This window comes from Micromonospora echinospora, from assembly GCF_014203425.1.
In the GTDB taxonomy this organism is placed as follows: domain Bacteria; phylum Actinomycetota; class Actinomycetes; order Mycobacteriales; family Micromonosporaceae; genus Micromonospora; species Micromonospora echinospora_A.
On record NZ_JACHJC010000001.1, the window covers coordinates 3474786 to 3493767 of the forward strand.

18 protein-coding genes are annotated in these 18982 nt (G+C 72.7%); 9 read left to right on the plus strand and 9 right to left on the minus strand.

Annotated features, from left to right (window positions below):
• Positions 1-6: 6 nt before the first annotated feature.
• On the minus strand, positions 7-1263 hold the full coding sequence (locus FHU28_RS16200; RefSeq protein ID WP_184685050.1) for an FAS1-like dehydratase domain-containing protein: 1257 nt from the start codon (positions 1261-1263) through the stop codon (positions 7-9).
• Positions 1264-1419: 156 nt separating this feature from the next.
• Here FHU28_RS16200 and FHU28_RS16205 point away from each other — a divergent pair, with 156 nt between their 5' ends.
• Both FHU28_RS16205 and FHU28_RS16210 read left to right on the plus strand, forming a co-directional pair.
• Entirely contained in the window at positions 1420-2214 is a 795-nt protein-coding gene (locus tag FHU28_RS16205; RefSeq protein WP_184685052.1) for a hypothetical protein, read from the plus strand.
• Complete coding sequence (locus FHU28_RS16210) at positions 2211-3026, plus strand: SDR family NAD(P)-dependent oxidoreductase (protein ID WP_184685054.1); 816 nt, start codon at positions 2211-2213, stop codon at positions 3024-3026. The genes FHU28_RS16205 and FHU28_RS16210 overlap by 4 nt, the downstream gene beginning before the upstream one ends.
• A gap of 17 nt (positions 3027-3043) precedes the next feature.
• Here the strand turns inward: FHU28_RS16210 and FHU28_RS16215 are convergent, their stop codons facing one another.
• Genes FHU28_RS16215 through FHU28_RS16230 form a run of 4 tightly spaced genes read right to left on the minus strand, consistent with a single transcriptional unit; the run spans position 3044 to position 6496 of the window.
• Positions 3044-3841 (minus strand): SDR family NAD(P)-dependent oxidoreductase, encoded by a 798-nt coding sequence (locus FHU28_RS16215; protein ID WP_184685056.1) that lies wholly within the window; start codon positions 3839-3841, stop codon positions 3044-3046.
• Complete coding sequence (locus tag FHU28_RS16220) at positions 3834-4418, minus strand: nuclear transport factor 2 family protein (RefSeq protein ID WP_184685058.1); 585 nt, start codon at positions 4416-4418, stop codon at positions 3834-3836. The genes FHU28_RS16215 and FHU28_RS16220 overlap by 8 nt, the downstream gene beginning before the upstream one ends.
• Positions 4411-5232 (minus strand): SDR family NAD(P)-dependent oxidoreductase, encoded by an 822-nt coding sequence (locus FHU28_RS16225; protein WP_221453216.1) that lies wholly within the window; start codon positions 5230-5232, stop codon positions 4411-4413. Before FHU28_RS16225 ends, FHU28_RS16220 begins: the two co-directional genes overlap by 8 nt.
• Before the next feature lie 49 nt (positions 5233-5281).
• Positions 5282-6496, minus strand: coding sequence for an MFS transporter (locus FHU28_RS16230; RefSeq protein ID WP_260413474.1), 1215 nt, complete (start codon positions 6494-6496; stop codon positions 5282-5284).
• Between the two features lie 112 nt (positions 6497-6608).
• Between FHU28_RS16230 and FHU28_RS16235 the strand changes: the two genes are divergently transcribed.
• From FHU28_RS16235 to FHU28_RS16245, 3 genes are read left to right on the plus strand one after another with little or no spacing between them, the layout of a single operon-like run.
• On the plus strand, positions 6609-7493 hold the full coding sequence (locus FHU28_RS16235) for an SDR family oxidoreductase (RefSeq protein ID WP_184685062.1): 885 nt from the start codon (positions 6609-6611) through the stop codon (positions 7491-7493).
• Between the two features lie 37 nt (positions 7494-7530).
• Positions 7531-8679, plus strand: a complete 1149-nt coding sequence (locus FHU28_RS16240; RefSeq protein ID WP_311773700.1) for an acyl-CoA dehydrogenase family protein — start codon at positions 7531-7533, stop codon at positions 8677-8679.
• Between the two features lie 10 nt (positions 8680-8689).
• Positions 8690-9835 (plus strand): acyl-CoA dehydrogenase family protein, encoded by a 1146-nt coding sequence (locus FHU28_RS16245; RefSeq protein ID WP_184685066.1) that lies wholly within the window; start codon positions 8690-8692, stop codon positions 9833-9835.
• Positions 9836-9929: 94 nt separating this feature from the next.
• On the opposite strand, the gene FHU28_RS16250 is transcribed toward FHU28_RS16245, so the two are convergent.
• Positions 9930-10736 carry an SDR family oxidoreductase gene (locus FHU28_RS16250; protein ID WP_184685068.1) on the minus strand — a complete coding sequence of 269 codons (807 nt, stop codon included), beginning with the start codon at positions 10734-10736 and terminating at the stop codon, positions 9930-9932.
• Positions 10736-11887, minus strand: a complete 1152-nt coding sequence (locus FHU28_RS16255) for an acetyl-CoA C-acetyltransferase (protein WP_184685070.1) — start codon at positions 11885-11887, stop codon at positions 10736-10738. The genes FHU28_RS16250 and FHU28_RS16255 overlap by 1 nt, the downstream gene beginning before the upstream one ends.
• Positions 11888-12070: 183 nt before the next feature.
• On the opposite strand from FHU28_RS16255, the gene FHU28_RS16260 reads away from it, so the two are divergent.
• Positions 12071-13675, plus strand: coding sequence for a FadD3 family acyl-CoA ligase (locus tag FHU28_RS16260; protein ID WP_311773701.1), 1605 nt, complete (start codon positions 12071-12073; stop codon positions 13673-13675).
• Between the two features lie 155 nt (positions 13676-13830).
• Positions 13831-15051, plus strand: a complete 1221-nt coding sequence (locus FHU28_RS16265) for an acetyl-CoA C-acetyltransferase (RefSeq protein ID WP_184685074.1) — start codon at positions 13831-13833, stop codon at positions 15049-15051.
• A 144-nt stretch (positions 15052-15195) separates the two neighbouring features.
• On the opposite strand, the gene FHU28_RS16270 is transcribed toward FHU28_RS16265, so the two are convergent.
• On the minus strand, positions 15196-16272 hold the full coding sequence (locus FHU28_RS16270; RefSeq protein WP_184685076.1) for a phosphotransferase family protein: 1077 nt from the start codon (positions 16270-16272) through the stop codon (positions 15196-15198).
• 104 nt (positions 16273-16376) lie between these two features.
• Positions 16377-16964, minus strand: a complete 588-nt coding sequence (locus tag FHU28_RS16275; protein ID WP_184685078.1) for a TetR/AcrR family transcriptional regulator — start codon at positions 16962-16964, stop codon at positions 16377-16379.
• Between the two features lie 193 nt (positions 16965-17157).
• On the opposite strand from FHU28_RS16275, the gene FHU28_RS16280 reads away from it, so the two are divergent.
• A complete protein-coding gene (locus FHU28_RS16280; protein ID WP_184685080.1) occupies positions 17158-18102 on the plus strand; it encodes an SDR family NAD(P)-dependent oxidoreductase in 945 nt (314 codons plus the stop codon).
• A 63-nt stretch (positions 18103-18165) separates the two neighbouring features.
• Positions 18166-18981 (plus strand): sugar phosphate isomerase/epimerase family protein, encoded by an 816-nt coding sequence (locus tag FHU28_RS16285; RefSeq protein ID WP_184685082.1) that lies wholly within the window; start codon positions 18166-18168, stop codon positions 18979-18981.
• The last annotated feature ends 1 nt before the right edge of the window (position 18982 follow it).

Here is an 18982-nt window from a genome sequence, read left to right on the forward strand (position 1 = left end):
TTCCTCTCAGGGCAGGGCGATGGTGGCGGAGGCGATGACGTGGTCGCCGAGGCTGTTGGTGCCGCGGACGTCGACGGTGACCTGCGTTCCCCCGTGCGCCGGCCTCAGGCCGGTGACGACGCCGTCGAGGGTGCAGGTGTCGCCGGGGTGGTTCTGCGCGGCGAGGCGGGTGCGGAAGTCGACGACGCGAGCCTCCGGTCCGGCCCAGTCGGTGAGGTAGCAGTTGACCAGGGCACTGGAGCCGAGGATGTTCATGTAGACGTCGCGGGCGCCTCGTTCGAGGGCCGCGTCGCGGTCGAGGTGCACGTCGTTGAAGTCGAAGGTCGCGGTCGCCAGCGCCGCGATGGACAGCTGGGTGACGGGGACCGGCCAGGGGGCGAGGCGTTGCCCGATGCTCACCTCGGCCGCGGTACGGGTGCTCGTGCGGCGTTCGGGCCGGGGGGCGGTGAGCACCGGCAGGATCTGGCCGTCGCGGGTGCGTCGGTGCGCCACGACGACCGGCATGCCGTCGTGCACGAGGTCGGGGCGCAGGTACGCGACGTCTCCGCTGAAGCGGGTCCCGTCGGCGAGTTCGGCGCTGCCGACGAGGTAGGGCCGCTCGTCGAGGGGGTCGGCGGCGTAGCCGGGTTGCAGGTGCGCGGTCAGGGTGCCGGTGGTGCCGGCGGGCGGCAGGTCGATCGGGGCGGCAGTGGCCGGGCGTACGGGGCGGGCGAGGCGGTCCCCGGTCGTCGCCGGGACCTCGGTCCGGGTCGCCGGGTTCCAGCGCAGCATCCGCAGGACGACCCGCCCGACCGGTTCGCCCTCGACGGTGCGGTAGTCGCTGACGAGGTCGACGAAGTGGCCACGGCCGAGCCGGGTGGACTTCTCGGGGGAGACCGCGCCGATGGAGGGGAACTGCTCCAGGTGGTCGCCGGGGCGCAGCGGGCGTACGTGGGTGTGCTCCGTCTGCACCGCGGCCACCGAGGTGAACCCGCGCGTGGCGAGGACCTCGTTGACCCGGTCGAGGCTCTCGGCGTGGCGGTGACTGCGCCTGTTGCCCGGCAGGGTCCACATGTTCAGCGAGGTCGCCGGGGCAACGATGCCGCCCCAGACGGAGCGGGCGGCCCACTGGGGGTCCTGGTACGCGGGGTTCTCGTCGCCGACGGCGTCGCACCAGATGCGGATGGCTGCTTCGGTGATCGCGTCCTTGGCCCGGCGTGGCGGGTCGGTGAGGCCGATCAGAGCGTCGAGTCGGGCGCGGAAATCCGCGTCACTGCCGGTCATGGGGCTCCTCTTGCGGACAACGGTGTCAACCAAGCGCTTGCTTGACCATATGAGGGGCGCTGCCCTAGGGTCAAGGGCCAGAACACCGGCCGCGCCCGGCGGCGACACCGGACCGATCGTGCGTCACCAGCGCCCCGACCCGCGAAGAGGGCCGAGATGCTCCCGAGCACCCCAGCGACCGCCACCCGAGCCTTCTTCTCGTTCCCGAAGGTGACCGACCCCGCCCGCCACCGCGACTACAACGCGTGGCATCAACTCGACCACCGCCCCGAGAACCTCGCCCTGCCCGGCGTCGTGCACGGCGACCGCTGGGTGCGTACCCCCGCGTGCGAGCGGCTCGGCAGCTACCCCGACCCGGCCCTCGCCGGCAGCCAGTACATGGCGATGTACTGGTTCGCCGAGCCGGCCGCGGACTCGGTCCCCGAGTGGAAGGACCTCGGCGACCGGGCGATCCACCAGGGTCGGCGTCCGGAGCTGGCCTGGACCGAACGGCCGATGACCCGGATGTTCCGGCCCGTCCAGGGCCACGTCGCCCCCCGGGCCCTCGTCACCCTCGCCGCGTTGCCGTTCCGGCCCCACCGCGGGGTGTACGTCGAGGTGAGCCGGGTCGAGACGTCCCTGCGCCCCGACGTGGCCGACCTGTCCCGGTTCGAGCACGAGACCCAGCTGCCCGACCTGCTCGCGCGCGACGGCGTCGCCGGCGTGTGGACCTTCCGCAGCGCCCCGAGCCGCAGCCGTCCCGACGGACCCGTCGTGCGGATCCGGCTCACCTACCTCGAAGCCGACCCGGTCGAGTTCACGCGTGCCCTGGCCGCGGATCCGCTGGCGGCCCCGCCCGCGGCGCTCGCCGGCACGGCCACCCCGCTGTTCACCGGGCCCCTGGCCACCATCACACCCTGGGAGTGGGACTGGTTCGACGAGCCCGCCACGGTGACGGACAGCGGGGCATGAGCGAGGCCACCGGCGGGACCGGCCGGTTCGAGCGCTACGGGCCCTGGGCCCTGGTCGTCGGCGGTTCCGAGGGGGTCGGCGCCGCGTTCGCCGAGCAGCTGGCCCGGGCCGGCCTCGGCATCGTGCTCGTCGCCCGCAAGCCGGTGGCCCTCGGGGAGACCGCCGAGCGGGTCCGGGCGCACGGGGTCCCGTGCCGCGTGCTCGCCCTGGACCTGCTCGACGCGGACGCGACCGCCCGGATCGTCGAGGCCGTCGCCGACCTCGACGTCGGCCTGCTCGTCCTCAACGCCGGCGCGAACACCTACCGCAGCCGCTTCGTCGAGGCGGACCTCGCCCGGGTCCAGGCCGTCATCGATCTCAACATCACCCGTCCGCTCGAGCTCTGCCGGGAGTTCGGCGCACGGCTCGCCGCACGCGGCCGCGGCGGCATCCTCGTCGTCGGCTCCTCGGCCGGCTACCTCGGCCACGCCGACATCGGCGTCTACGCCGCCGCCAAGGCCTTCACCCGGATCTTCACCGAGGGCCTGTGGCTCGAGCTGGGGCAGGTCGGTGTCGACGTGCTGCACCTGGTGCTGGGGCTCACGGCCACCCCCGCCATGGAGCGTGCCGGCCTCGACCTGACCGGCGCGGCCGACCCGGCCGACGTCGCCGCCCAGGGGCTGGCGGCCCTGGGCTCCGGCCCGGTGCACGTCGTGCGCCAGCAGGCCGAGGTCGCCGCGCGGCGCTCCGGCCCGGACCGGGCCGCCCTCGTCGCCGGCAACCACGGCGGGATGCGGGCGATGCTCGGCGGGCCGGGCCCCGACCCGCGTTGACCGCCCACGGGCAGCGCTCACTGCGTGATCGTCCACCCGCCGTCGACGACGAGCAACGCCCCGTTGACGTACGAGGCCAGCGGCGAGAGCAGGAAGAGGATCGGCCAGGCGATCTCGTCCGGCGTGGCCATCCGGTGGCTCGGCACCCGGGCCAGCACGGACTGCCCTGCCGGGGACCCGGCGAAGCCCTGCAGCCTCGGAGTGTCCACCATGCCGGGGGCGACCGCGTTGGCCCGTACGGCGTCGGCCCGGTGCGCGGCCAGGTGCCGGGTGTAGCCGACGATCGCGGCCTTCGCCGCGCTGTACCAGTCGGAGGCGGTGCCCACGACGGTGCCGGCGACCGAGGCGGTGTTCACGAGGGTCGCCCCGGGCGGGGCCTGTTCGAGCCAGACCTGGGTCACCGACCGCACGCTGCCGACACACAGCCGCACGGCGTGGTCGAAGTCGAGCTCGGTCGCCGAGGACGGGCCGGCGTTGTTGACGAGGTGGCGCACCGGCCCGTACGCCGAGCGGGTCCCGGCGAGGGCCGCGCGCACGGCCGAGGCGTCGGCGACGTCGACCACGTGGGGGTCGACCACCCCGCCCGCCGCGCGGACGGCGGCGCTCACCGCCGTGAGGGCGGCGGCGTCGAGGTCCCACGCGGACACCACGAGTCCCTGGGCCGCGGCGGCCGCCGCTGTCGCTGCTCCGATCCCGCTGCCGGCCCCGGTCACGACGACGATGTCGCCCGTGCGGAAGCCGAGCCGTGGCGCGCCGGCGTCGGCCCCGGGCCTCCGGTCGCCCGCCTCGTGTGCCGGAGTCCGCGGGTCACTCATCGGAGTGCCCGGGGTCGCTGTCCGGGGCCGGGCCGTCGGGCGGCCACGGGCGGCTGATCGGGTCGGAGGCGTCGCGGGCTCCCCGCAGCGACGCGTCGGGGATCGGCCACTGGCCGGCGAGGTCGTCGACCCGTTGCCACTCGGAGACGGTGAGGCGTTCCTGAACCCGCCACTCGCCCGCGCGCCGGGTGACGAGGTCGACGTAGCGGAACCCGCTGATGATGTTGCCGCGCGGCGGCTCGGACGTGCTGCGCTGCAACGCGATGCCGTACGTCTCGGCCCGGGCGCGGTCCGGGTCGGCCGGGTCGAGTTCGACCAGGGTGTTCGTCAGGTAGTGCATCGTCATGGTGCGCCGCGCCACGAGCGCGAAGACCATGTCCAGCGTCGTGTCCCGTTCGGCCACGGTCCCGCCGAGGGTGATCCGGGCGTCCGGGTGGAAGGCGCTCGCGGCCAGGTCCCGGTCCATCCGGTCGATCCCGCGCGCATAGCGCAGCAGGGCACGCTCGACGGCCCGCTCGGCGAGCAGTGCGTCCAGCTCGACCGGGCCGGCCGGAAGGGACCGCGACGGTTCAGACACCGAAGCCTCCGTCGACGTCGAGCTTCTGCCCGGTGATGAAGCCGGCCCGGTCGCTGGCCAGGAAGCAGGCGGCCTCGGCGATGTCGAGGGCGCTGCCGAACCGCCGCAGCGGAGTCGAGGACCGGGCGACGGCCAGGGCGCGTTCGTCGAGGTCCCCCGAGGAGATCAGCCGCTCGGCCATCCCGTCGGTGAGCATGCCCGGCCCGACGCAGTTGAACCGGATGCCGAAGCGGCCCTCCTCGTTGGCGAAGGCCCGTACGAGCGCCTCGACCGCCGCCTTCGGCGCGGCGGAGAGGCCGTCCCGGGCGGGATAGCGCGTCGTCGCCGCGGTCGTGATCGCCACGACGTTGCCGCGGCTCTGACGCAGGGCCGGGAGGCAGGCCGAGACCAGCGTGAAGAAGGCGGTCGTGTCGTTTGCGACCTGCGTGGCGAACTGCTCGGGACGCACTGTGGACAGGTGCCGCATGGGCACGTGCGGCCCGGCCGCGTGCACGATCGTGTGCAGCGGCCCGCGGCTTCCGGTGAGCTCCGCCACCAGGGCGGCGGTGGCCTCGGCGTCGGTGAGGTCGAGGTGGTGCGCCGAGTGCGTGCCGGACGCGACGGACGGCAGCTCGTCGATCACCTGCCGGGCGGCGTCGGCGTCGCTGCGGTAGGTGATCGCCACCGCCGACCCCCGGCGCGCCAGTTCGCGGGCGACGACCCGGCCGAGGCCGCCGGTGCCGCCGGTGACGAGCGCGACACCGGCGCGGTGGACGAAGTCGGCGGGCACGGGCAGCGCCACCGCGGGTGCGGTCGGGGAGGAATGGTCGGTCACGACGAACTCCTGGAAGAGCGGGGCGGACAACGGGACGGGCCGGGGTCGGTCAGGTCGCGGGAAGGGGGTCGGCGCGTCCGCGACGCAACCACAGGAGCACCGTGGCGGCCGTGGCCAGGCACGCGGCGGCGTACAGCATGAAGGCGGCCGTGGAGCCGAACCACGTGCTCAGCCCGCCGAGCAGGAGGGCGCCGAACGGCATGCCACCCCAGCCGAGGAAGTAGAGGCTCATCACCCGGCCGCGCTGCGCGTCGTCGACGACCTTCTGGACCACCGTCTGCAGGGTCACCATGGCGGCGAGGCTGAACGTGCCGCACAGCAGCGCGGCCGCCGCGAGTACGGGCACCGTCGTGGCGGCCCCGAGCAGGGCGTTGCTCAGGCCGAGCAGAACGAGGGTGACAGCGGCATGCCACACGGTGGCGATGCGCTCGGAGAGGCGGGCCACGACGAGGATGCCGAGGAGCGAGCCCAGCCCGGTCAGCGCCACGAGCATGGGGAAGACCGGGTCCGGGTTGTCCGTGGTCGCGGCCGCCCGGACGGGGAGCTGGGTCGTGAAGGCGCACCCGAAGAACGCGTTGACCGCGACGATGACGAGGCAGAGCGCGGCCGGGGGACGCTCGCGGGCGTGCCGGATCCCCGCGCGGACCTGCGCGACCAGGCTCTCGCGGGCCGCCCGGACGGCCGGCGGGACGCGACGGGTGCGGACCGCGACCGCGGCGGCGGCCGCGGCGAGGGTGAGCGTCGCGTACATCACGAACGTGCCCAGCGGTCCCCAGGCCACGAGGATCAGCCCGGCGACCGCGGGGCCGATCGAGCGGGCGAGGTTGAGCCCGGCAGCCTGGATCGGTACGGCCTGGCCGAGCGCCTCGGCCGGGACGGTGTTGGCCACGAGTGCCTGGGTCACGGGGGACAGGAAGCTGATTCCGGTGCCGGCGAGGAAGGCGAGCGCGAGCATCACGGGCAGGGCGACGATCCCGGCCGCGATCGTCGCCGCACAGACTCCGGCCAGGACGGTGGTCGCCAGGAGCACGCCGATCTGCAGCCGCCGCCGGTCGACGGCGTCGGCCAGCACCCCGGCCGGGATGGAGAAGAGCGTGAACGGCACGAGCAGGCAGAAGAAGAGCGCCCCCATCGTCGCCGGGGTGGCGTCGCTGTCGATGAGCACCGACTGGAAGGCGATGTTGCAGCCCCAGTAGCCGGCCTGGGACAACACCAGGGTCAGGAGTACGAAGCGGAAGTCTCGGAATTGCAGGGCCGAGAACATTTTCACGTCTTTCGCCATCCTTCTGTCGTTTCCGGGACCCTACCAAGCGCTTGCTTGCATCGCTAGTGTCGGGTGTGGTTTTCTTCCCGTACCTCGAGTGAAAGGGCGTGCCGTGAGCGGCTTCTGCGCAGGACGAACGGTGATCGTGACCGGAGCCGGACAGGGGCTGGGCCGGGTCCACGCCCTTGAGTTCGCCCGGCAGGGCGCCGCCGTCGTCGTCAACGACATCGACAGCAGCCGGGAGGCGGCCCAGGCCGTCGTCGACGAGATCCGCGCACTGGGCGGTCGCGCGGTCGTCAGCACCGGCGACGTCAGCGACTGGGCCTACGGCGAGCGCCTCGTGCGCGAGGCGGTCGAGACCTTCGGCGGGCTGCACACCCTCGTCAACAACGCCGGCATCAACCGCGACCGGATGCTGGTCAACATGAGCGAGCAGGAGTGGGACCTCGTCCTGCGGGTCGACCTCAAGGGACACTTCGTCCCGATGCGCCACGCCGCCGCCTACTGGCGGGACGCGGCCAAGGCCGGCCGCCGGATCGCCGCGCGCGTCGTCAACACGTCCTCCGGCGCGGGGCTCATGGGCAGCGTCGGACAGGGCAACTACGGGGCCGCCAAGGCCGGGATCGCCGCCCTGACCCAGATCGCGGCCGCCGAGTGGGCCCGCTACGGCATCGTCGTCAACGCGATCGCCCCCTCTGCCCGTACCCCGATGACCGAGGCCGTCTTCGCCGAGGCGATGGCCGCCCCCGAGACGGGCTTCGACGCGATGGACCCGGCCAACGTCTCCCCCCTCGTGGTCTGGCTCGGCTCCGACGCCGCGCAGGCCGTCAGCGGCGCCGTCTTCGAGGTCGCCGGGGGCGAGGTCTCGCTCGCCGACGGCTGGCGACACGGGCCGGCCGTCGGCAAGGGCGCCCGTTGGGAGCCGGAGGAGCTCACCGACGTGGTCGCCGACCTCATCGCCCGCTCCGAGCCGCCGACCCCCGTCTACGGTGCCTGACATGGGTGCTGACGCAGCGCGGGCCACCGGTGCGCCGGTGAGCGACGAGCAGTTCCGGGCCGAGATCCGCGGCTGGCTCCAGGAGGCCCTCACCGGGCCGTTCGCCGAGGCGGTCGGCACCGGCGGTGAGGGACGCGAGCACGAGGCGCACGAGCTGCGCCGCGAGTGGGAGCGCCACCTGGGCCGGGCCGGCTGGATCGGCCTCTCCTGGCCCACCGAGTACGGCGGTCGCCCCGCGACCCTCGCCCAGCAGGTCATCTTTCACGAGGAGTACGCCCGCGCCGGCGCACCCGGCCGGCTCGGGCACATGTCCGAGCAGCTGCTCGGCCCGACCCTGCTCGCATTCGGCACGCCGGAGCAGAAGGCGCGCTTCCTGCCCCGCATCACCAGCGGCGAGGACATCTGGTGCCAGGGCTACTCCGAGCCCGGCGCGGGCTCGGACCTCGCCGGGGTGCGCACCCGCGCCGTGCGCCGGGGCGACCACTACGTCATCACCGGGCAGAAGGTGTGGACCTCGCTGGCGCACCTGGCCGACTGGTGCTTCGTGCTGTGCCGCACCGACCCCGGCTCGACCCGCCACGCGGGGCTTTCGTACCTGCTGGTGCCGATGGACCAGCCCGGCGTGACGGTGCGTCCGATCACCCAGCTGACCGGCACGAGCGAGTTCAACGAGGTCTTCTTCGACGAGGCCGTCGCTGCCGTCGAGCATCGCGTCGGCGCCGAGGGCGAGGGCTGGAAGGTCGCCATGGGCACCCTGGGCTTTGAGCGCGGCGTGTCCACCCTCGGCCAGCAGATCGGCTTCCGCCGGCGCCTCGATGCCGTCATCGCCCGGGCCCACTCCAACGGCGCCTGGCTGGAGCCGGCGCTGCGTGACCGCCTCGTCGACGCCTACATCGGGCTCGAGGTGATGCGGCACTCGGCGGTGCGGCTGCTCGCGTCCGCAGGTGAAGGGCTGTCCGGCCTGGAGGCGTCGATCTCCAAGCTCCAGTGGGCCACGTGGAACCGCTCGCTGGGCGAGCTCGCGGTCGACGTCGAGGGGGCCGGGGCGCTGCTCACCGGGCCCGGGTACGAGCTGGACGACGCCCAGACCCACTTCCTCTTCAGCCGCGCCAACACGATCTACGGCGGCTCCAACGAGATCCAGCGCAACATCATCGCCGAGCGCCTGCTCGGCCTGCCCCGATGAGGTGAGGACGATGACCGGATCGCACGCCGACCCTCGTGCCGTGGCCGAGACGTCGCACACGGAGGCGGCCGAGGATCTCGCCCAGATCCGTGCCTCCGTGGCCGAGGTGCTCGACGGGCAGGCCGACCTGCGCCGAACCCACGAGGTCATGGTCGGGGAGCAGGGCTACGACCCGCTGCTGCACGAGTTGCTCACGGCCGAGCTGGGCCTGCTCGGCCTCGTCGTACCGGAGCACCTCGGCGGGCTCGGCCTCGACGTGGCCGCCGCGACCGCCGTCATCGAGGAGCTCGGGGCCCGGCTCGTGCCGGGCGCCCTCGCGACGAGCCTCACCGCGATCCTCGCCGCCCGCGCTCTCGGTCCCAACGCCGAGCCCCTGCTGGCACGCGTCGTGGACGAGCAGCTGACCCTGGCCGTTGCGCTCGCGGAGGACGGCGCGGGCTGGGATCTCGAACAGACCGCCACCCGGGCCACCGGCGCCGGGGACGAGTGGGCGCTGACCGGGACGAAGACCGTCGTCGCCGGGGTCGAAGCCGCCCGGGTCGTTCTCGTCACCGCCCGGAACCCGGGTGGTGAGCTCGGCGTCTACGCCGTGGACCTGGCCGCCGACGGGGTGGACGTGCGGACGCACATGACGCTCGACCAGACCCGGCGGCTGAGCACTGTGCACCTGCGCGGGGCCGCCGCCAGCCGGGTCGACGCCCCCGGTGGCGAGGGGGCCCGGGTGCTGCTGGACCACGTGCGCGCCATGCTCGCACTGGAATCGGCGGCCGCCGCCCGCGCCTGCCTCGACCTCACCGTCGACTACCTCAAGGTCCGGGAGCAGTTCGGCCGCCCGATCGGGTCGTTCCAGGCCCTCAAGCACCGCTGCGCCGACCTCGCCGTCGCGGTCGCCGGAGCGCGGGCCACGGCTGACCACCTCGTCACGACGCTACGCACCGGTGCCGCCACCCGCTCGCACGACGCGGCACTGGCCAAGCTCGTGTGCGCCGACACGCTGATGACGGTCGCAGCCGAGGCGATCCAGTTGCACGGCGGTATCGGGTTCACCTTCGAGCACCACGCACACCTGTTCTTCAAGCGCGGCAAGTCGACCCAGCTGCTGGCTGGTTCTCCGACGGCGGTTCGCGCCGAGGTGGCAGCGCTCGCCGGCCTCTGAGCCGGCCGCCGAAGTCCACGACAGGCAGGAGCGGAAGGACGGAGGGGCCGCACCGAACCGGTGCGGCCCCTCCGTCGTACGTGGGCCGCCGGGCTCAGCCGAGCGGACCGGTGCCGGGCGGCTGGGCGGCCAGGTGCCGCGACGGGATCTCCCCACCACCGTCGATGACGATCTCGGTGCCGGTGACGTAAGCGGAGAGCGGCGAGACGAGCAACAGGCAGGCTGCGGCGATGTCGGCCGGGGTGGCCATCCGCCGCATGGGGATCGTCCGCGCCACACGATCCTGCCCCGCCTCGTCGCCGTAGTAGAGGTGCGAGAGCTCGGTCTGTACGAGCCCCACCGTCACCTGGTTGACCCGTACGGCGGGGGCGAAGTCGAGCCCGAGGCAGCGGGTCAGCATCGTCAGGCCCGCCTTGGCCGCGGCGTACGCGGCGGTGTCCGGGGCCGGGTTGGCTCCGGCGACCGAGCCGATGTTGATGATAGTGCCGCTGCCCTGACGCTGCATGACCTCGTTGGCCTGCTGGGCGACGTAGAACGGGGCGAGCAGGTTGAGCGTGACGACCGCCGAGACGAAGCGGGGGGACACCGTCGCGGTGTCGGCGCTCGGTGCGCCGCCGGCGTTGTTGACCAGGATGTCGAGCCGGCCGAACCGCTCCACCGCCGCGGCGACGAGGGCTTTGGCCTGCTCCGGATCGCGTACGTCCGACTGGACGAAGACGGCGGCGCGTCCGTCGATCCCGGGCAGTTGTTCGGGCTCGCTGCGGCCGCACACGAGCACCCGCGCCCCGGCCTTGAGGAATGCGCGGGTGATCTCGGCGCCGATGCCACGGGTGCCGCCGGTGACGATGGCGACCTGGCCGGTCAGGTCGACGCCGCCGGGCGTCGTGGGGGAGTGGGTCATCAGAGCCTCTCGATGATCGTGACGTTGGCCTGGCCGCCGCCCTCACACATCGCCTGCAGGCCATAGCGGCCGCCGGTGCGTTCGAGCTCGTGCAACAGGGTGGTCATCAGCCGGGCGCCGGTGGCGCCGAGCGGGTGGCCCAGGGCGATCGCGCCGCCGTTGACGTTGACCCGCTCCGGGTCGGCCCCCGTCTCCTTGAGCCAGGCGAGCACGACCGAGGCGAACGCCTCGTTGATCTCGAACAGGCTGATGTCGTCGATCGACAGCCCGGTGCGCTCGAGCGCGTGGGCGGTGGCGGGGATCGGGGCGGTGAGCATCAGCACCGGGTCGTCGGCGCGCACCGACAGGTGGTGGATCCGGGCGCGCGGGGTCACCCCGTGCTCGGCCACTGCCCGCTCGCTCATGACGAGCAGGGCCGCCGCGCCGTCGCAGATCTGGCTCGCCACGGCGGCGGTGACCCGGCCGCCCGGGGTCAGCGGGTCGAGGCTGGCCATCTTCTCCAGGCTCGTGTCGGGGCGCGGACAGGTGTCGGTGTCGACGTCGCCGACGGCGTGGATCTCGCGGCTGAAGCGGCCCTCGGCGATGGCCCGCAGGGCCCGCTCGTGGCTACGCAGGGCGAAGCGCTCCATGTCCGCTCGGCTGACGCCCCACTTCTCGGCGATCATCTCGGCTGAGCGGAACTGCGAGATCGGCTCGTCGCCGTAGCGCTTGCGCCAGCCGACGGACCCGGAGAAGGGGTCGTCGAAGCCGTACTGCTGACCGGTGAGCATCGCGGCCGAGATGGGGATGGCGCTCATGTTCTGCACACCCCCGGCGACGACGACGTCGTTGACTCCGGCCATGACGGCCTGGGCTGCGAAGTGCACCGCCTGTTGGCTCGAGCCGCACTGCCGGTCCACGGTGACGCCGGGTACGTGCTGCGGGAGCCCGGCGGCGAGCCAGGCGGTGCGGGCGATGTCACCGGCCTGTGGGCCGATGGTGTCGACGCAGCCGAACACGACGTCCTCGACGGCGTCGGGGTCGACCCCCGAGGAACTCATGAGGCTGGTGAGCGCGGCGGCTCCCAGGTCGGCGGAGTGGATGTCGGCGAGCGCGCCACCGCGTCGCGTGACGGGGGTGCGGACGGCGTCCACGATGTATGCCTCTGCCACCGGGTTTCCTTCCTTCACATGCCTCACCGGTCGGTGCCGGAGGTCGGATCGGTTGAGTCGGCGTGGCTCGCTGACGCTGGTCGCCGGCATCGCCACCGCTAGTCTAGCAAGCGCTTGGTTGGTAGTCTGTGCTTCGTTTCGACAAAGTGACCGGCTCCGCGTGAGGAGATGTGCGTGAGTGACGTGTTGACCACGATCCCCGCCCTGCTGCGGCAGGCCGCGCAGGACGCCGCCGAGCTCGAGGCCCTGGTCGACGGTGACGTGCGGATGACCTTCGCCGAGCTCGACGCGGCCGTCACCCGGTTCGCGCGGGCCGCGGTCGCGCACGGTCTCGAGCCGGGGGACCGCGTCATCGTCTGGGCCCCGAACAGCGCCGACTGGGTCATCAGCGCCCTCGGCGTGCTGGCAGCGGGGGGCGTGCTGTGCCCCGTCAACACCCGCTTCCGTGGTGCGGAGGCGCGGTCCGTCATCGCCAAGGTCCGGGCCACGATGGTCGTCCTCGACGACGCCTTCCTGGACGCCCACTACCTGGCCGCGCTGCGCGGCGACGGGCCGTCACCGGCCATCGGCCGCCCGGTGCCGCTGCTGCCCTCGGTGCGTACCGTCGTCGACCTGTCCGCCACCGGCCCCGAACAGACCGATGACGGCGTGTGGTCCCTGGCGGGCTTCACCGCGCTGGCCGACGAGGTCGACCCCGAAATCATCGACGGACGGATCGCCGCCCTCGCCCCGGAGAGCGTGGCCGACATCCTGTTCACCTCAGGCACCACCGGCTACCCCAAGGGCGCGATGGTCTCGCACGCCTCGAACCTTCGCGTCGACAGGGAGTGGGCCCGCCTCGTCGGGCTGCGGCGAGGCGACCGCTATCTGATGGTCAACCCGTTCTTCCACAGCTTCGGCTACCGGGCCGGCATCCTGGCCTGCCTCCTCATGCGCGCCACGATCATTCCGGTCGCGGTGTTCGCCGTCGAGACCGTGCTGCGTCTCATCGAGCAGGAACGTGTCACGGTCTTCCCCGGCGCACCCACCGTCTACACCTCCCTGCTCGAACACCCCGACCTCGGCACGTACGACCTCAGCTCGGTACGCCTGGCCGTCACCGGGGCCACGATCGTGCCGGTGTCGCTGCTGCGCCGGATGCGCGAGGAACTCGGCTTCCGCGACGTCATCACCGCCTACGGCCTGACCGAGACGTGCGGCACCGCGACCGTGTGCCCGCCCGACGCCGGCCTCGAGCGGATTTCGACCAGCTGCGGGCGGGCGATCCCGGGCACCGAGTTGCGGATCGCCGGTCTCGACGGACAGGCGCTGCCGGCCGGTGAGTCGGGCGAGGTCCTCGTGCGTGGCTACAACGTGATGTCGGGCTACTTCGAGGACCCGGTCGCCACGGCGCAGGCCATCGACGAGGACGGCTGGCTGCACACCGGTGACGTCGGCTGGGTCGACGAGGACGGCTACCTGCGCATCACCGACCGGATCAAGGACGTCTACATGGTCGGGGGCTTCAACGTCTACCCCGCCGAGGTCGAGCGTGTGCTGTCCGAACATCCCGCCGTCTTCGACGTCGCAGTCGTCGGGGTCCCGGACGCGCGGATGGGCGAGGTCGGCAGCGCCTTCGTGCAGACCGTTCCCGCCTGGAGCGGGGACGAGTCGGCGCTCATCGACGAGCTCGAGGCGTGGTGCCGGGAGCGGCTGGCCAACTTCAAGCGCCCGCGCAGCTTCACAGTCGTTCCGGCGCTGCCACGAACCGCGAGCGGAAAGATCCAGAAGTTCAAGCTCACCCGGTGAGCCCGGCGTTCGCGGGTCCCCTCACCGGGGTGCTGCCCGCGAAGGCGCTTCGCACTGGCCCAGTGCCCCGCGGCCGGCAGGCCCGACGCCCCGACCAGACCTGACACCGACGGCACCGCCGTCACGGGCGCCAGCCCGAGAACCGGAGGACACCAATGCAGGACGCAGTCATCGTCGCCGCGGCGCGCTCGCCGATCGGCCGGGCCTTCAAGGGGTCGCTGGCCTCGATGCGGGCCGACGACCTGGCCACCCAGATGATCCAGGCGGCCCTGGCCCAGGTGCCGGCGCTCGACCCGGCCCAGATCGACGACCTCATGCTCGGCTGCGCTCAGCCGGCCGGCGAGCAGGGCTGGGGCCTCGGGCGCGTCGTCGCGGTCGAGCTCGGGCTCGACCGGGTCCCCGGGACGACCGTGCAGCGTTACTGCGCATCGAGCCTGCAGACGACCAGGATGGCGCTGCACGCCATCCGCGCCGGTGAGGCGGACGTGCTCGTCTCCGCCGGGGTCGAGGTCGTCTCGCACTTCGCCGCCGGCAAGTCCGACGGCATGCCGGACACGAAGAACCCGATCTTCGCCGCGGCGGGGGAGCGCACCGCCACCCGCGGACGGGGTGGCGCCGGCCCGTGGACCGACCCACGCGACGCGAATGAGCTTCCCGACGTCTACATCGCGATGGGCGAGACCGCCGAGAACGTCGCGAGCCACCGCGGCGTGAGCCGCGCCGAGCAGGACGAGTGGGCCGCCACGAGCCAGCAGCGGGCCCGGGCCGCGATCGAGTCGGGCTTCTTCGCCACCGACATCACGCCGGTGACCCTCGCCGACGGCACCGTCGTGGCCACCGACGACAGCCCTCGCGCCGGAGTGACGGCCGAGTCGCTGTCCGGCCTCAAACCGGCCTTCCGGCCCGACGGTACGGTGACCGCGGGCAACTGCTGCCCGCTCAACGACGGCGCGGCCGCCCTCATCATCATGTCCAGCCGTAGGGCCGCCGAACTCGGCGTCACGCCGCTGGCCCGGATCCTGTCCACGGGCGTCTCGGCGATCTCGCCGGAGATCATGGGTCTCGGCCCGGTCGAGGCGTCGAGGCGGGCCCTCGCGCTGGCCGGGCTCTCGATGGCCGACATCGATCTCGTCGAGCTCAACGAGGCGTTCGCCGCTCAGGTCGTCCCCTCCATCTCGGACCTCAAGGCCAACCCCGAGCGGGTCAACGTCCACGGTGGTGCGATCGCCCTGGGCCACCCGTTCGGTCAGACCGGAGCGCGGATGACGACGACGCTCATCAACGGGCTGCGGGCCCGGGACGGCCAGTTCGGTCTCGAGACGATGTGTACCGCCGGTGGCCAGGGCATGGCGATGGTCATCGAGCGGCTCTCCTAGGCCGGTGCGCCGACGTCCCCGGTCGAACCGGGGACGTCGACACCCGGCTCATGCCCCGCGCCCGACCGGGACGGTGGCCCCGGCCGCGTTCGCGACCGGGGCCACCACGCCGAGTGGGTACGTGCGTGTGCGGTCAGGCGAGGATCAGTGCCGGCGCAGCGCCGCCGCGAGGGTCGCCGCCCGGCCGGCGACCGCGGCCGACTGTGCGGCGAACGAGGCCGCGGTGCGGTCGCCACCGCTCATCGCGCCCTGCGCGACCCTGGTGTACACGCCCTCGAGGATGCACGCGGTCTTCCACCAGTTGTAGGCGACGAAGTAGTCGATTCGCGCCGGGTCGGTGCCGGTGGCGAGGCAGTACCGGGAGAGCAGTTCGTCCCGGGTCGAGAAGCCGGGCAGGACCGTGGCCGGGTCGTGCAGCGCGCGGGCCGGGTCGTCGGCCTGCGCCCAGTAGACGAGCAGTTGGCCGACGTCGGCCAACGGGTCTCCGATCGTGGCCAGCTCCCAGTCGAGCACGCCCTGAACCTGCCATCGAGAGTCGAGCATGCAGTTGTCGAGGCGGAAGTCGCCGTGCACGATCCCGGAGCGGGACTGCTCGGGCGCCGCCGCCACGAGGTGCTCGTGCGCGGTCTGCAGATCGGGCAGGTCGCGGATCCTGCTCCGGTGCCAGTTCTCGTGCCAGCGCCCGAGCTGCCGGGTGATGTAGTCACGGCGACGGGCCAGACCTCCCAGCCCGATGACCTCCGGGGCGAGTCGGTGCAGGGCCACGAGTGCGTCGACGAGCGTGGGGCCGATGAGCGCGCGGTCGGCCTCGGTGGTGAGCCGCCCGACGTCGGCGGGGCTGCGCAGGATCACGCCGTCGAGGTGCTCGAGTACGACGAGAGGGGCGCCGGCGACCTCGCCCGTCTCCTCGACGGCGAGCACTCGCGGCACCGGGAGGTGGCCGTGCAGACCGCGCAGGATCCGCGCCTCGCGCAGTACGTCGTGTGCGGTGGCCGGGTGGTTTCCGAGCGGTGGACGGCGCAGCACGACGACGTGGCCGGCCGCGTCGGTGGTCCGGTAGGTCAGGTTGGAGCGCCCTCCGGCGATGACCTCGTGTCGGAGGTTCCCCTGCAACTCGGGCACCGCGCTGCCGAGCCAGGCGTCGACCCCCGCCGGGAGCCCGGCGTGCCGGGTGGTGTCGATCGGGGCCGGGCCTGTCTGGGCGTGACCTGCTGCCGTCATGGGTGCGCCTCCTCGTCAGGCACGACCCTAGCAAGCGCTTGGTTTTTTCGGCGTGTCGTGTCGGACACCCCAGGTGGGCATCCGGATGCGGGCGGGGTCCGCGCTCAGTCGCGGGCGAGAATTCCGTCGAGGAACACCGAGACGAAGTCGTCGGCGAACTTCGCCATGGAGTACGACGGGGTCGGCTTGAACCAGCGGACCGAGAGCCACAACGAGTCACGCAGCATGCCGTGCAGCACGCGTACCGGGATGTCGTTGCGGAAGTCGCCCGTGGCGATACCGGCCTCGAGCACCTGGATCCAGGCCCGCTGGATCGCGGTCGCAGCGTCGCGGATGTGCTCGTAGCCGTCGATCTTGGGCAGGTAGTTGCTCGAGTTCTGGTATATCTCGGTCGCGTGCGGGTGAGCCTCGATGTTGGCCAGCGAGCTCGTGACGAGCTTGCGCAACTGGATCGCCGGCTTCTCCTCGGACTCCAGGACCTGGGCGTAGCGGTAGGTCAGGTCGGTCAGATAGTCCGAGATGATCGCGTTGACCATCTCGTCCTTGGACTTGAAGTGGTGGTAGAGGCTGCCCGAGAGGATGCCGACCGAGTCGGCGATCTCGCGGACTGTCGTGGCATCGATTCCTTTGGCCGCGAAAAGGTGCGCGGCGTTGTCGAGGATGACCGAGCGCCGGTCCTGGGTCGTCGACATTGGGGTGCTCCCGGTTCCTCGAGCATATGTGTTGGTCAAGCGCTTGCTTTATATCACTTCGATGCCTTCAGCATGATAAAGGCAGCCTCCCTTGACCGGGGGGTCGCAAAATGCCTATGGTGCAGCCAACCAAGCGCTCGTTCGGTTGCCGGAGCCCGCGCTGCGGATCCCGATCAGCCGAGAGGGGCTGCCCGTGTCCGACCCGAAGACCGGCCCGATCCCTGCCGTCCCGTCCGGGCGTCCGCCCGCCGCCGGCCCTGACCAGGCAGCCGGCCTGCTCGCCGGCCGCGTCGTCCTCGTCACCGGCGCCGCCAACGGGTTGGGAGCGGCATACGCGCGCGGCATCGCCGCGGCCGGGGCCCACGTGGTCGCCGTCGACGTCGACGCGGAGGGACTCCAGCGGCTGAGCGGGCAGCTCGCCGCGGCTGACGGCCAGGGCTCGATCAGGGTCGCCGACGTCGCGGACTGGGCGGGCGCCCACGACCTCGTGCGTGACTGCGTCGCCGAGCACGGCAGGCTCGACGGCCTCGTCAACAACGCCGGCGTCTTCGCCATGGCCCGCGCCGGCACCGAGTCCGAGGCCACGGTGCGCCGGATGCTCGAGGTCAACGTGCTCGGCGCCGTCGCCTGGGGAGACGCCGCTGTCGCGGCGATGCGTACCCAGGGTCACGGGGTCCTGGTCAACGTCACCTCGGGTGAGCAGATGGGCCGTGCCGAGACGGCCGTGTACGGGGCGACGAAGGCCGCGATCGCCACGCTCACCTATGCGTGGGCGGCCGAACTCGCCGACGTCGGGATCCGCGTCAACGCGATCTCCCCCAACGCGCAGACCCGGATGGCCGAGGTGCTCGAGCAGTTCCGCGGCGCACCGAGCGGGCAGAACGCGGGCATCGCGCCCGAGGCCAACGTGCCGCTGCTGCTCTACCTGCTCTCCGACCTCAGCGTCGAGCTGACCGGCCAGGTGCTGCGCTCCTACGGTCCCGAACTCATGCTGACGACCCACCCGGCGCTCGCCGAGCCCGTGCTGCGGCACACGGCGTGGACCCCGGAGCGCATCGCCGAGGCCGTCACGGCGCGGCTGCTGCCGCACCTGGCACCCCTCGGGATGCGCCGGGCGCGCATCGAATACCTCGACTGATCCGACGTTCGAGACTGACCCGACGTCCGACACCCGGACGACCCCCGAGCCGACAGGAGCCCGATGTCCGTCACGACCAACCCGGTCTGCGTCAGCGGCATGGCCGCGATGTCCTGGGACCTGCCCGAGGAGATCGCGATGTACCGGCGTACCGGTACCGACCTCGTCGGCCTGCAGCGCAGCAAGGTCGCCTCCTTCGGCGTGCCGGCTCTCGGAGACCTGCTCGCCCGGCACGACGTACGGCTCGGCTACCTCGTGCACAGCTTCACCGCCCACCCGGACGACGAGCCGGGCTGGGCGCAGCAGGTCGCGGCGTTGCAGGACGGCGTCGTCGACGCCCGTCGGCTCGGGGCCGACCTCGTCTACCTCACCTCGGGCCCCTCGGCGCACCTGACGTGGGAGGAGGCGGCCGGCCGGTTCGCCGAGCGGATCGCTCCGGTCGTGGCCACCGCTCGCGAACACGGGGTGCGCCTGGGTGTGGAGAACACCCTGCCGGTCAAGTGCGACCTCAGCTTCACCCACACCGCGCGGGACGCCCTCGCCCTGGCCGACCTCTGCGGCATCGGCATCTGCCTCGACCTCTACTGCTGCTGGCAGGAGCGGGGCCTGACCGACCTCGTCCGCGATCGGGTCGGTCAGGTCGAGTTGCTGCAGGTGTCCGACTTCCGGGTCGGCACCTCGACCTTCCCGAACCGGTGGGTGCCCGGGGACGGCGACCTGCCGATGGCCGGTCTGTTGGCGAGCGTGCTGCGGGCCGGCTACACCGGCATCGTCGACGTCGAGTTGATCGGTCCGGCCATCGAGGCCGAGGGCGCCGAGTCGGCGGTGACCCGCTCGATCACCTGGACGCGCGAGCAGATCGCGGTGGCGCGTCCCTGAG

Excerpts from the sequence above, each read along its gene's own strand:
- FHU28_RS16205 (WP_184685052.1), top strand. The coding sequence starts at position 1,420 with ATGCTCCCGAGCACCCCAGCGACCGCCACCCGAGCCTTCTTCTCGTTC.
- FHU28_RS16265 (WP_184685074.1), top strand. The coding sequence starts at position 13,831 with ATGCAGGACGCAGTCATCGTCGCCGCGGCGCGCTCGCCGATCGGCCGG.
- FHU28_RS16215 (WP_184685056.1), bottom strand. The coding sequence starts at position 3,841 with ATGAGTGACCCGCGGACTCCGGCACACGAGGCGGGCGACCGGAGGCCC.
- FHU28_RS16270 (WP_184685076.1), bottom strand. The coding sequence starts at position 16,272 with ATGACGGCAGCAGGTCACGCCCAGACAGGCCCGGCCCCGATCGACACC.
- FHU28_RS16245 (WP_184685066.1), top strand. The coding sequence starts at position 8,690 with ATGACCGGATCGCACGCCGACCCTCGTGCCGTGGCCGAGACGTCGCAC.
- FHU28_RS16210 (WP_184685054.1), top strand. The coding sequence starts at position 2,211 with ATGAGCGAGGCCACCGGCGGGACCGGCCGGTTCGAGCGCTACGGGCCC.
- FHU28_RS16250 (WP_184685068.1), bottom strand. The coding sequence starts at position 10,736 with ATGACCCACTCCCCCACGACGCCCGGCGGCGTCGACCTGACCGGCCAG.
- FHU28_RS16285 (WP_184685082.1), top strand. The coding sequence starts at position 18,166 with ATGTCCGTCACGACCAACCCGGTCTGCGTCAGCGGCATGGCCGCGATG.
- FHU28_RS16200 (WP_184685050.1), bottom strand. The coding sequence starts at position 1,263 with ATGACCGGCAGTGACGCGGATTTCCGCGCCCGACTCGACGCTCTGATC.
- FHU28_RS16230 (WP_260413474.1), bottom strand. The coding sequence starts at position 6,496 with ATGTTCTCGGCCCTGCAATTCCGAGACTTCCGCTTCGTACTCCTGACC.
- FHU28_RS16275 (WP_184685078.1), bottom strand. The coding sequence starts at position 16,964 with ATGTCGACGACCCAGGACCGGCGCTCGGTCATCCTCGACAACGCCGCG.